The sequence below is a fragment of the Streptomyces hokutonensis genome (assembly GCF_042751305.1).
Lineage (GTDB): Bacteria > Actinomycetota > Actinomycetes > Streptomycetales > Streptomycetaceae > Streptomyces > Streptomyces hokutonensis_A.
In genome coordinates this window covers 422,978-435,384 of sequence record NZ_JBHYWD010000006.1, presented here as the reverse complement: position 1 = coordinate 435,384, position 12,407 = coordinate 422,978, and the positions used below count along the sequence as shown (strand labels likewise).

Sequence of the window (12,407 nt, the reverse complement as noted above, 5' to 3'; positions counted from 1 at the left end):
CTCACCCCACGCCCCGCGCCGCCCCGATCTCCCCCCAGGGAAAGTCCCGCAGCGCCCGCAGGTTCCGCAGTGCCGACTCCGCCGGGCCGGCGAGCGTGCCCGGGTGTTCCTCCGCGGACGCCCAGCCCTCGACCGCGGTGCGTACGGCGGCGCTCGCGACGGCGGCGGCGAAGCGCAGCTCCGGGGAGGTCACGTCGGGGGCGCCGGCGGCGTGGACGGGGTCGCCGTGGGTGACACGTTCCAACAGGACCTCGCCCAGGGTCCGTTCCGACGCCTGGCAGACCTCCGCCCACACCCTGCGCAGGCCGGGGCTGGACTCCGCCATGCCGATCAGGGTGCGCACCCAGGTCCAGGAGGCCGTGGAGACACCCACTCCGGGGGTCAGCGTGTGGCGCACCCCGTGTTCCAGGGCCTCCGGCACCGACAGCGCGGGCGGGGCCGCGCGCACCGCGTCCGCCCAGCGCTGGGCGCCGGCCGCGTAGAGCGGGGCCACGGCCTCTTCCTTGGTGGCGAAGTAGCGGTAGAAGGTGCGCGGGGCGATACCGGCACTCTGGGCGATGTCCTCGGCGCGGGTGGCCCGCAGCCCGTGTCTGGCGAAGAGTCCGGCCGCCGCCCGGGCGATCTGCATCCGGGTCTCGGCCTTGCGCCGCTCGGTCAGCGAGAGCGGTGCGGAGGGAGAGTCGGGACGGGGACCCGGGTTTGGGGTGGGGCTGCTCACACCGTCAGGCTATGCCGCTGTGGCACAATCTGCCATTCGGCGGGCCACCCCGGAGTTCAGGTACGGGGTGCCCCGCCGTCCCAGCGTGTCCGCACCTCACCCTGCCCCGCCCGTGCGTGAAAAAGAGCCGGGCCCCGGCGCCTGGGGGGACAGGTGCCGAAGCCCGGCTCGGGAGAGTCCCGGCGCCGGGGGGGGGATTTGCGTCGGGACTTGGCTCGGTGGGTTATGGGGCAGCGCCCATGGCCCCAACTCCTGGGCCCTGAAGTCTTGTTCCCAGGGCTCCGCAGGTTGAAGCGGCGTTGCACAGCCATGTTTGCGCGGTCTCCCGCCACCCGGCGTACGCGGCCGGGCGCACATGGGGTCGGACGCGCCCCCGTGGCTGTCGGGCCGCCCGGCGGGGAGCCGGGGAACCACGCCCCCCAGGCAACCCCTCCGGCGCCCCCGCCGGAGGGGTTGCTGACCAGGGGCCTGTCCTACGCCGCCGCGTCGAAACCGGTCTGGCTGGCCAGCTTCTTCAGTTCCAGCAGGGCGTGCTTCTCGATCTGGCGGATGCGCTCGCGCGTGAGGCCGTGCTCCTTGCCGACCTCGGTGAGCGTGCGCTCCCGGCCGTCCTCCATGCCGTACCGCATCTTGATGATGGAGGCCGTGCGCTGGTCGAGGCGGCCGATCAGGTCGTCCAGTTCCTCGCTGCGCAGCAGGGTCATCACGGACTGCTCGGGCGAGACCGCGGAGGTGTCCTCCAGGAGGTCACCGAACTGCGTGTCGCCGTCGTCGTCCACCGACATGTTCAGCGAGACCGGGTCGCGCGCCCAGTCCAGGACGTTCGTCACCCGCTCCGGGGTCGTGTCGAGCTCGGCGGCGATCTCCGCGTGCTCGGGCTCGCGGCCGTTCTTGCGGTTGAACTCGCGCTGCACGCGCCGGATCCGGCCCAGCTCCTCCACCAGGTGGACGGGGAGCCGGATGGTCCGGGACTGGTCGGCGATCGAGCGGGTGATGGCCTGGCGGATCCACCAGGTCGCGTACGTCGAGAACTTGAAGCCCTTGCGGTAGTCGAACTTCTCGACCGCGCGGACCAGGCCCGCGTTGCCCTCCTGGATCAGGTCGAGCAGGGGCAGGCCGCTACGGGGGTAACGGCGGGCCACGGCCACGACCAGGCGGAGGTTCGACCGGATGAAGACGTCCTTGGCACGCTCCCCCTCGGCGACCAGGGCCTCCAGCTCTTCGCGGGTGGCGTCCGCCTGGGACTCCTCCTCGCCGTCGAGGACCTGGCGCGCGAACACGCCCGCTTCGATGGTCTGGGAAAGCTCGACTTCCTTGGCGGCGTCGAGCAGCGGTGTGCGCGCGATTTCGTCGAGATACATGCCGACCAGGTCGCGGTCGGCGATCTCGCCGCCATGGGCGCGAACACTGCGTGCCACGCCGGAGGTCTCGCCGGAGGCGGACTTACGACGGGCGACGGCACGGGTTGCCATGCGTGCTCCCTTGCGATGGTGGGTCAGCAGGTGTTCGTCGGATGCCGGGGCACTCTCTTCGTGACTCTTCTCGTGTGCCCTGCATCTGATGGAAACAACGACTGGAATCCGGACAGAATTCCCGACCCACTCCCCTATTTTTCTGATCTTGCAGTACCCTGTCCGGCCACAAGGGAGGTCCGATGCCGTCGGAGCGTACAGAGGTGCAGGTCAGGCCAGGAGTCGAGGATGACCTCGTCGCCCTCACCGACATCTACAACCACTACGTACGCGAGACCCCGATCACCTTCGACACCGCCGCCTTCACGCCGGAGGAGCGCCGCCCTTGGCTGCTCTCCCACCCTGAAGACGGCCCATACCGGCTGAAGGTTGCCGTCGACGGGACCTTCCAAGGAAACTCACAGCGAATCCTCGGCTACGCCACATCCAGCCCTTACCGGGCGAAGCCCGCCTACTCCACCTCGGTCGAGGTCACGATCTACCTCGCCCCCGACGCCGGCGGCCGCGGTATCGGAACGCTCCTCTACAAGGCCCTGTTCGCGGACCTGGCGACCGAGGACGTCCACCGGGCGTACGCGGGCATCGCACAGCCCAACGAAGCGTCCACGCGGCTGCATGAACGCTTCGGTTTCCGGCCGGTGGGCACCTACCGGGAGGTGGGCCGCAAGTTCGGCCGCTACTGGGATGTCGCCTGGTACGAGAAGGAGTTGTAGCCCTCCCCGAAGGGGAGGGCCTTTTCGCGCGGGCTCAGCCGAAAGACAGGCGGGCTCAGCCGAACTGCACCGACCGCTTCGCCATCCCCATCCAGAACCCGTCGATCACGGAGGGGTTCAGCGACTCAGGGGTGTCCAGTTCACCGGCCGCCTCCGCCGCGCCCATGGTGACGAACAGCGGGGCGAAGTGCTCGGTGCGCGGGTGGGCGTAGCGCCCGGCCGGTGCCTTGTGCAGGAAGTCGAGCAGGCCGTCCCAGTCGCGGGCCTCCAGCGCGCGCCTGCCCCAGTCGTCGAACTCGGAGGACCAGGTGGGGACTCCCCCGCCGGTGTGGCGCAGGGCGGCCAGGTTGTGGGTGAAGAAGCCGGAGCCGACGATCAGGACGCCCTCGTCGCGCAGGGGCGCCAGCTTGCGGCCGATCTCCATCAGCTTCACCGGGTCGAGGGTCGGCATCGACACCTGGAGGACCGGGATGTCCGCGGCCGGGAACATCTCGACGAGCGGAACGTACGCCCCGTGGTCGAGGCCGCGGTCGGGGACGTCCTGCACGGGGATGCCCGGGGCGCGCAGCAACTTCCGTACGGACTCGGCGAGTTCGGGTGCGCCCGGGGCGTCGTAGCGGACCTGGTAGTAGTGCTCGGGGAAGCCCCAGAAGTCGTAGACCAGGGGGACCGGGTCGGTGGCGCCGAGGGCGAGGGGGGCCTCCTCCCAGTGGGCGGAGACCATGAGGATCGCCTTGGGGCGGGGGAGGCCGGCGGACCAGGCGGCGAGTTCGCCGGGCCAGATGGGGTCGTCCGCGAGGGGCGGCGCGCCGTGGCTGAGATAGAGGGCGGGCATGCGCTCCGGTGCGGCGGTGGACATGACGGTCACTCCCCATGCTTGAACTCTCAAATTCCCTGCGTCCGAGCTTACGCCGCATTTGTTTAACATTCAAGGAGAGCTCTCGTACAGTGGAGCGCATGAACACGGCACCCACTTCCGCAGAACCCCGCTGGCTCACCGCCGAGGAGCAGCGCGTCTGGCGCTTCTACATGCAGGCCAGCACCCTCCTGGAGGACCATCTGGACCGCCAGCTCCAGCGGGACGCGGGCATGCCGCACATCTACTACGGCCTGCTCGTCAAGCTCGCCGAGGCCCCGGACCGGCGACTGCGGATGACCGAGCTGGCCATGTACGCGAAGATCACCCGCTCCCGGCTCTCGCACGCGGTGGCCCGGCTGGAGAAGAACGGATGGGTGCGCCGCGAGGACTGCCCCTCCGACAAGCGCGGCCAGTTCGCGGTGCTGACCGACGCGGGCCACGAGGTGCTCGGCCGTACCGCGCCGGGCCATGTGGCCGCCGTACGGCAGGCGCTGTTCGAGCGGCTGAGCCCGGAACAGCAGAAGTCCCTCGGCGAGATCATGGAGATCGTCGCCGAGGGACTTCAGCCGAACGAAGCGGGCGCGGATCTGCCCTGGCTCCGCTGAGCCGCTCAACTCAGGCGAGAACCAGGGCAGTTCCTGGGAGTCGTACGTACGGGGCGTCCCCTTCCCCGTACGTACGGATGGTGCGAAGGGGGTACGACCGGGTCGGGCGTCGTCAGTGGGCGACGACCGGGACCTTGAACTCGTCCTCGGCGGCGCCGTCACCGGAGGCCACCGGGTCGGAACCCTGCTTGCCCGCGTTGACGAGGACCGAGACGATCGCGGCGGCCGCCACCAGCATGCCGACGGCGAACCAGATGGCGTTCGTGTAGCCGTGCACCTGGCCCTGGAGTGCGACCAGCTGCTGCTGGGTCTTGGAGGTACCCGCGCCGGCGATGTGGTCCTTGATGTACGCGGTCGTCGCGGAGGCGGCGATCGTGTTCAGCAGGGCAGTACCGATGGCGCCGCCCACCTGCTGCGAGGTGTTGACCATCGCGGAGGCGACACCCGCGTCCCGGGGCTCGACGCCCAGGGTGGCGAGGGACATGGCCGGCATGAACGCCGTACCCATGCCGAGGCCGAGCAGCAGCATCGCGGGCAGGATGATCGAGGCGTACGACGAGCCGATCTCCAGCTGCGTCATCAGCAGCATGCCGACCGCGGCGACCAGGAAGCCGGGGCCCATGAGCAGGCGGGCCGGCAGGCGGGTCATCAGGCGGGTGCCGATCTGGGTCGAGCCGACCATCATGCCGACGATCATCGGCATGAAGGCGAAGCCGGTCTTGATCGGCGAGAAGCCCTTCACGACCTGGAGGTAGTAGGTGAGGAAGAGGAACGTGCCGAACATCGCGATGATGGCGATGCCGAGCGAGAGGTAGATACCGCCGCGGTTGCGGTCGGTGATCACGCGCAGGGGCAGCAGCGGGGCCTTGACCCTGGACTCGACGATCACGAACGAGGCCAGCAGGACCGCGGAGGCGACGAAGAGCGCGATGGTGGAGGAGTCGCCCCAGCCGTCGGTCTCGGCGCGGGTGAAGCCGTAGACGAGCGAGACCAGGCCGAGGGTGGAGAGCAGGACGCCCGGGATGTCGAGCGGGTTGCGGTTGCGGCCGCCCTCCGGCTCACGGATGACGAAGTACGCGCCGAGCGCGGCGACGATCGCGAACGGGATGTTCACGAAGAACGTCCAGCGCCAGTCCAGGTACTCGGTCAGCACACCGCCGAGGATGAAGCCGACGGCGCCGCCGCCACCGGCGATCGCGCCGTAGATACCGAACGCCTTGGCGCGTTCCTTGGCGTCCGTGAACATCACGGCGAGCAGGGAGAGCGCGGCGGGCGCGAGCAGTGCACCGAAGGCGCCCTGGAGCGCACGGGCGCCGAACATCATGGCGCCGGTGGTGGCCACACCGCCGAGGGCGGACGCGGCGGCGAAGCCGGTCAGACCGACGACGAAGGCGCGCTTGCGCCCCCAGAGGTCGGCTATACGGCCGCCGAAGAGCAGCAGACCACCGAAGGCGAGGGCGTAGGCCGTGACGACCCACTGCCGGTTGCCGTCGGAGATGCCCAGGTCGGTCTGGGCGGACGGGAGGGCGATGTTCACGATGGTCGCGTCGAGCACGACCATCAGCTGGGCGAGCGCGATGAACGCGAGCGCTTTCCAGCGGTTGGCATGGGCTTCGTGCTCGGCGGCCTCGGAGGCCTTGTCGAGAGCGCCTGAGGCGCTTCGAGCTGTTTCAGACATGGTGGTACCCACTTCGGGACTTCGTGACGGAAAAATACGGAAGAAGGACGTGTTCGGGGACGGCTCGTCGACGAGTGACACTCTTCGGTCGCTGCGACGACGAGAGCCGGTGCTTGTTGTTGAGACGGGCGTGACGCTCTGAACTAATCGGTCAGGGCTGCCGGAGATCCTCCATGGTCGCGGCGGTGCCCGGCAGGACCGAGCGGGCCGGGGCCCGCAGTCCGTCCAGGAACAGCTGCAGATGTCGGTGTACGAACCGGTCGGCGCTGAGGCAACCGGTGCCGGCCGGGGGCCTGCTGAGCTGGGCCACGGCGACCATCACATCGCCGACACCCACGTCCGTGCGGAGCTGTCCGGACCGCTGGGCGCGGACCATGACCTCGCCGATGAGCTGTTCGACCCGCTCCCGCGCGGCTTCCAGGTCCGGGTGGAACTTGTCGAACGTGCTGGAGATCATCGGGCACAGCGCACTGATCCGCTCGTCGGCGGCCACGTGCACGAAGCGCTCCAGAGCGGCGAAGGCGTCGCCGGTCTCGTTGAGCGCCTGCTCGGCGGCCTCCGACGTACTGTCCATGACCGAGACCACTACCTCGCGGACCAGGGCGTCGCGGTCGGGGAAGTTGCGGTAGAGCGTGGCGTTGCCGACGCCCGCCCGGCGGGCGATCTCGTCGAGCGGCACATCGGCGCCGAACTCTACGAACATCTCGCGGGCGGCGGTGACGATCCGCTCCCGGTTGCGCAAAGCGTCGGCGCGCGGCCGGGTCACCTTTCGCTGTACGGGGGTCGCGGTCGTCACGGCGTACTCCTGGGGCTCTGAAGGTCTTGGACTGCTGACACGATCCGGGGATCCAGTCCCCGTTTCGCTCGGACACATGGCTAAACGGGGAAACGGTCCCCGGTTATTTCCCACTCAGCGGGACATTTGATGTGACCTGGGTCACATCTCGTTTGACCCCCGTCCGGGCCCCCTTTTCCCGCTCCACCACACGGTCGGTCTCCTCCAGCGCGCGCCCGCGCACCGCACGACACAGGGTGATCGAAAGGGTGCAGCCGGACACCGGCGGCTGCCGTGGCGCGAAGGGTCCATGCATGCAGCCCAGCCGTCGGATACGCCCGCGCCGCGTGGCCGCCCTCGCGTCCGTGACCGTCCTGACCCTCGCGGTCAGCACCTCGGCCGGTACCGGACACCTCACCCCGGGCGCCACGACGGCGGCGGGCCCGGTCGCGCTCGCCCGGACCTCCGCACTCGGCGCCTGCATGATCAACGGCCCCCTCGACACCGAGATGTCCGAGGGCATCCCCACCCCGGGCGGCTACTCCCGCTCCACCGGCACGGTCCACGCCCTGACCCTGATGGTCGACTTCTCCGACGCCCCCGGCCAGGGCACCGCCATGGACCGCTACCACGAGTTCTTCCCGCAGACCCAGGAGTGGTTCCGCACCAGCTCCTACGGCCGCCTCGACTACCGCCCCGAGACCCCGGTCGACCACTGGCTCCGCATGCCCAAGCCCTTCAGGTCCTACGGCATAGAGCGCGGCGCGCCCTTCGACCCCGGGTACCGGCAGCTCGTCCAGGACATCGTGGCCGCCGCCGACCCGGCCGTGGACTTCCGGTCGTACGACCTCCTGAACGTCCTCGTCACCCCGAACGCGGGGCCCTCCGCCCTGGACACCGTCCTCTCGGTGACCTTCGCCGGCAACACCGAGGCCCCTGTCGCGGACGGCGTCCCCGTCTCCAACGCCTCCTTCGTCTACTCCCGCCAGGACGACGGCTCCGGCTCCTACGCCCGCACCGGCTACCGCGTCCTCCCCCACGAGAACGGCCATGTCTTCGGCCTGCCCGACCTCTACACCCAGGAGGGCGGGGGCGCGGTCGGCCACTGGGACATCATGAGCGAGGACTGGGGCGCCGACAACGACCTCCTCGGCTGGCACAAGTGGAAACTCGGCTGGCTCGACCCGTCCCAGGTCAACTGCGCGATGACCAGAGGTACTTCGGAGTACACCCTGACCCCGCTGGAACACCCGGGCGGCGACGGCACCCGCCTCGTCTTCGTCCCCCTCTCCCGCCGCACGGGCTACGCCCTCGAACTGCGCACCCGTGAGGGCAACGACGAGGCGGTGTGCCGCCCCGGTGTCCTCATCTACAAGGTGGAGGCGGACGTCGACACGGGGATGGGCCCGGTCAAGGTCTACGACGCGCACCGGGACAGCGGGGGCTGCACGCGGAGCCCCAATGTGCACGCCGAGCTGTCGGACGCGCCGTTCACTGCGGGAGAATCGTTCAACGATCCCCGCAGGGGGGTTCGGGTCGCGGTGACCGGGGCTGACGCGGCGGGGAATTTTCGGGTGACGGTTACGCGGACGCGGTAGGGGGCGGTGGACTTGGATTGCGCTGGGCGGTCGCGGTCGCTCGGTCGCTCAGCTCGGTCGATGGAGCACCGCTCTCCTCAAGCGGGTGTCGCGTACTCGGCAGCACCGGCGGGCCCGACGGGAGCGGGCTCGCCGGTGGCTCGGTCGGCGGTGACCGCACCGGGCCCGGCGGCCCAGGGGCGCCACTCGGGTTCGGACTGGGCTCCGGCCCCCGCGGGCTTACCGTAGGGCTGCCGAGATCGCCGTACCGGAGAGCCGATGCCCGCTGAGACCACGTTGGACGACCGTGCCCCAGCCGTGCCCGCCGAGGCGGTCGCGCCGTTGATCCGGGGGGTCGCGGTGGTGCGTCAACTCACCGAGGCGGGCGGCACGTTGAGCCTCAGCGGGCTGGAGCGGGCCACCGGTCTGGCCCGGTCCACGGTCGACCGGATCACTGCGACGCTCGCCCGCATGGGATACGTCCGTCTCGACGGCCGGGACACGGTTCTCACCCCTCGGATCATGGAACTGGGCAACGCCTACCTGGCCGCCCTGCGGCTGCCGGCCCTCCTGGACGCCCGCGCGGACGCGCTCGCCGACGAGCTGGACGAGTCGGTGTCGCTCGCGGTCGCCGACCGGGACGGCATTCGCTTCATCCACCAGGCGACCCGCCGCCGTGCGATGTCCCTGAGCTTCCGCATAGGCGACCTGCTGCCGGCCGAACGCACCGCGCCGGGACCGCTGTTCGCGACCGAGTGGACCGACCGCGACTGGGCCCGCTGGCGCGAGCGCCGGGCGGCGGACCCGGAGGACCGGAGCTTCCCGGCCGTACCCCCGCGCTCGTCGTCGTCCCCGTCACCCGACTTCGAAGGGGCTGCGGTCCTGGCCCGTGAGAACGGCTGGGCGCTGGACGACCAGTTGATCGAACCGGGCCTGACGGCGGTGTCCGTGCCGGTACGGGACCCCCGCACCGGTGCGATCGCGTGCGTGGCGAGTGTGGTGAGCCACACCAGCCGGCATACGGCGGCGGATCTGCGGAACACGCTGCTGCCGCGGTTGCGTGCGGCGGTCGAGGCGATGGAGGAGGACCTGCGCGCGGCACCCCGGCCGGACCCGGTGGCCGCGCCCTCGGGCCTGGCGACCTGGACGGGCGCGTCCAAGCAGGAACTGGGCCGGGAGTTCGTCGAGTCCCTGGCCCGCGGACTGACGGTCCTGACGGCCTTCGGCGAGGGCCGCGCCGAACTGACCCTGACGGAGGTCGCCCAGGCGACGGGCCTGGCCCGCGCGACCGCCCGCCGCGCACTGATCACCTACGAGCACCTCGGCCTGGTGACCCCGTCCGGCGACCGCCGCTTCGCCCTGACACCCCGGGTACTGTCGCTCGGCTTCCCGCCCCTGTCCCGGACCACCCTGCCGTCCCTCGCGACTCCGCACCTGACCGCCCTCGCCGCCCGCATCCACGAGTCGGCCTCCCTGGCGATCCTCGTGGGCACCGACATCCAGTACACGGCCCGGGTCACCACCGGCCGCGTGATGAGCGTGAACGTCGCGGTCGGCACCCGTTTCCCGGCGTACGCGACGGCCCTGGGCCGCGTCCTGCTGTCCGACGCCCCGCCGACGACCGTACGGAATGCCCTGGCGGCCCTACGCCCCCTGACCCCGCACACGCCGACCGACCCCGGGGCGCTCTCCGCCGCGCTGGAACGGGTCCGGTCCCAGGGATACGCCCTGGCCGACGAGGAGTTGGAGGCGGGCCTGCGCTCACTCGCCGTACCGGTCCGCGACCGCACCGGCCGGGTGGTCGCCGCGCTCAACACGGCGACCCATGTGGCACGCCGTCCGGCCGAGGAGTACGTCGCGGACATCCTGCCCGAGCTGCTGACGACGGCGGGGCTGATCGAGGCGGATCTGCGGGTGGCGGGGCGGTTCACCCGGGTGGCGCGGTCCTGACGCCGGTGGGGGGTGGGGGTGCTGGGGCCTGATGCACGGAGGGGGACCGGGTGTGACGGCTACGCCCCGGCTGCTGGTTCCGGCAGACCGCGCAGCCATATCACTGTCGCCGTCTTGCCCAGGAGACAGCCCGTCTGGAGATAGCCCGTCTGACGGCTGCGCCTCGGCGGCGAAATCCGGCAACCGGCGCGGCCGTACCCCTATTGCCGACGCGGCCCAGGAAAGAACCCGCCCGAACGGCTACACCCCGGCGACGGGATCCGGCGGCCGGCACGGCCGTACCCACTGTCGCCGCCCCGGCCTACGAGAGAACCCGCCGCCGAACGGCTACACCCCGGCGACGGGATCCGGCAGCCGGCGCAGCCGTACCACTGTCGCCGCCCCGGCCTACGAGAGAACCCGCCCCACGGCTACACCTCGGCAGCGGGATCCGGCAGCCGGCGCAGCCGTACCACTGTCGCCGCCCCGGCCCAGGCAAGCACCCCCGTGATACCTACGCCCCGGCGCCCGGTCCCAGCAGGCCGCGCAGCCGTACCACCCACACAACGATCGCCGCCAGGGCGATCGACGCGACCGCGGTGGCCATCCCGGCCCGGATTCCGGCGGACACCGTGACGCCGCTCGCGACCAGGGCGCCGAGCGGGACGCCCAGGCCGGAGGAGAGCATGCGGCGGGTGGTGTTGACCCGGCCCTGGAGCTCGGCCGGGGTCACCTCCTGGGAGTAGGTCATCGTGTTCACCAGGACGACCAGATAGGCGGTTCCCCAGGCCGCCAGCGCGACCAGCGCGATCCGCCAGTCGGTGGAGAGCACGACCACGAGTCCGAGCAGCGCGCCGACCGGCAGCACCAGGAGCAGCAGCGGAAAGGCGTCGTAGCGGCGCCGCAGCCGGGGCAGCAGCAGGGAGCCGCCGATGCCGCCGGTGCTCCACGCCATGTAGAGCAGGCCGATACGGCCGTCGGTGCCGTGGACGCCGAGGACGCGGTCGGCGAAGACGACGAGCTGACCGACGATGGCTCCGCCGGAGAACGACTGGAGGGTGCCGACCACGGTCATGACCCGCAGCGTCGGATGCCCGGCCAGGAAGCGCAGCCCCTCACCGACGGACTCCCGGAACCCCGGTCGCGGACCCGAGGAACTGGCGGCGCGGGCAGGGGAGTTGGCGACGGCCCGAAGGAACAGCGCGGAGCCGGCGAAGCTCAGGGCGTCGAGCGTGAGCGTGCCCACGGGGTGGACGAGGGCTATGAGGACGCCCGCGACGCCGTTCCCGATGATGCGGACGACGGTCTCGGCGCCGTAGAGCGCGCTGTTGGCGTCCGCGAGTCTGTCCTTGCCGACGACGGCCGGGACGAAACCGTACCCACCCGCGTCGAAGAAGAGGGAGAGGCTGGAGCAGAGGAACGCGACCACGACGACCTGTCCCACGGTCAGCGCGTCCAGGGCCTGCGCGACCGGCACGGAGCCGAGGCACAGGGCGCTGAGGCAGTCGGTCACGATCATCAGAGTCCGCCGGTCCACGCGGTCGGCGACCGCGCCCGCGACCAGCCCGAACGCGAGGTAGGGCAACGTCCCGGCCGCCGCGACCAGGGACACCAGCAGCGGCGACCTGCTCTGCTGGAACACCAGGACGGGCAGCGCGACGGTCGTGACGGCGGATCCGAGTCCGGACACGGCACGGGAGAGCCAGAAGTTCCGGAAGCCCGAGTTCCGCCGGAGGGGCGGGACTCGGGGGACGGGCAGGGTGGTGTCTGTCATCTGTCGAACTCCATGACGAAGGACCGGCGGGCGCGGGGGCCCGTCGGTGCGGTGTGCTGCTGGGGTGTGCCGCTGCGGTGCCGGAGACAGAGCCGGCGCAGGGCATCAAAAAAGGGTCGGCACCCGGTCCGGTTGTTCGCTGACCGGAGGTGTCGACCCGAAGGAATGAGCTGGGGGGATTTTAGCAAGGGCGGGCGACGGGGCGCCCTGCACCACCCCCCACTGCCCCCGCCGACCGCAACGATGCCACCGGACCCCCAGCAGCCCGGCCTCCCGCCAACGCGCCGGCCGCCAACCCGCCACGCGC

At 71.1% G+C, this 12,407-nt stretch carries 10 protein-coding genes; 4 read left to right on the top strand and 6 right to left on the bottom strand.

Features of this window, described 5'->3' with window-relative positions:
• Position 1: 1 nt before the first annotated feature.
• Together ACFXC1_RS19505 and ACFXC1_RS19500 are read right to left on the bottom strand one after the other, a co-directional pair.
• On the bottom strand, positions 2-628 hold the full coding sequence (locus ACFXC1_RS19505) for a TetR/AcrR family transcriptional regulator (protein ID WP_381244325.1): 627 nt from the start codon (positions 626-628) through the stop codon (positions 2-4).
• 563 nt (positions 629-1,191) lie between these two features.
• Positions 1,192-2,190 (bottom strand): sigma-70 family RNA polymerase sigma factor, encoded by a 999-nt coding sequence (locus ACFXC1_RS19500; RefSeq protein WP_362971875.1) that lies wholly within the window; start codon positions 2,188-2,190, stop codon positions 1,192-1,194.
• A gap of 182 nt (positions 2,191-2,372) precedes the next feature.
• Here ACFXC1_RS19500 and ACFXC1_RS19495 point away from each other — a divergent pair, with 182 nt between their 5' ends.
• A complete protein-coding gene (locus ACFXC1_RS19495) occupies positions 2,373-2,903 on the top strand; it encodes a GNAT family N-acetyltransferase (RefSeq protein WP_381244238.1) in 531 nt (176 codons plus the stop codon).
• Between the two features lie 55 nt (positions 2,904-2,958).
• Here ACFXC1_RS19495 and ACFXC1_RS19490 read toward each other — a convergent pair whose 3' ends face one another.
• Positions 2,959-3,762, bottom strand: a complete 804-nt coding sequence (locus tag ACFXC1_RS19490) for a dioxygenase family protein (RefSeq protein WP_381244237.1) — start codon at positions 3,760-3,762, stop codon at positions 2,959-2,961.
• 98 nt (positions 3,763-3,860) lie between these two features.
• Here ACFXC1_RS19490 and ACFXC1_RS19485 point away from each other — a divergent pair, with 98 nt between their 5' ends.
• Positions 3,861-4,367 (top strand): MarR family winged helix-turn-helix transcriptional regulator, encoded by a 507-nt coding sequence (locus tag ACFXC1_RS19485; protein ID WP_381244235.1) that lies wholly within the window; start codon positions 3,861-3,863, stop codon positions 4,365-4,367.
• Between the two features lie 112 nt (positions 4,368-4,479).
• Here ACFXC1_RS19485 and ACFXC1_RS19480 read toward each other — a convergent pair whose 3' ends face one another.
• Entirely contained in the window at positions 4,480-6,045 is a 1,566-nt protein-coding gene (locus tag ACFXC1_RS19480; RefSeq protein ID WP_381244233.1) for an MFS transporter, read from the bottom strand.
• A 151-nt stretch (positions 6,046-6,196) separates the two neighbouring features.
• The gene (locus ACFXC1_RS19475; RefSeq protein WP_381244231.1) at positions 6,197-6,841 is read right to left on the bottom strand and encodes a TetR/AcrR family transcriptional regulator; all 645 of its coding nucleotides are present in this window, start codon (positions 6,839-6,841) and stop codon (positions 6,197-6,199) included.
• Positions 6,842-7,134: 293 nt separating this feature from the next.
• Here ACFXC1_RS19475 and ACFXC1_RS19470 point away from each other — a divergent pair, with 293 nt between their 5' ends.
• Both ACFXC1_RS19470 and ACFXC1_RS19465 read left to right on the top strand, forming a co-directional pair.
• The gene (locus ACFXC1_RS19470) at positions 7,135-8,418 is read left to right on the top strand and encodes a M6 family metalloprotease domain-containing protein (protein WP_381244229.1); all 1,284 of its coding nucleotides are present in this window, start codon (positions 7,135-7,137) and stop codon (positions 8,416-8,418) included.
• A gap of 258 nt (positions 8,419-8,676) precedes the next feature.
• Positions 8,677-10,347: an IclR family transcriptional regulator domain-containing protein gene (locus ACFXC1_RS19465; protein WP_381244228.1), complete on the top strand. Its 1,671-nt coding sequence runs from the start codon at positions 8,677-8,679 to the stop codon at positions 10,345-10,347.
• Between the two features lie 493 nt (positions 10,348-10,840).
• On the opposite strand, the gene ACFXC1_RS19460 is transcribed toward ACFXC1_RS19465, so the two are convergent.
• Positions 10,841-12,100: an MFS transporter gene (locus tag ACFXC1_RS19460; protein ID WP_381244226.1), complete on the bottom strand. Its 1,260-nt coding sequence runs from the start codon at positions 12,098-12,100 to the stop codon at positions 10,841-10,843.
• Positions 12,101-12,407: the final 307 nt, after the last annotated feature.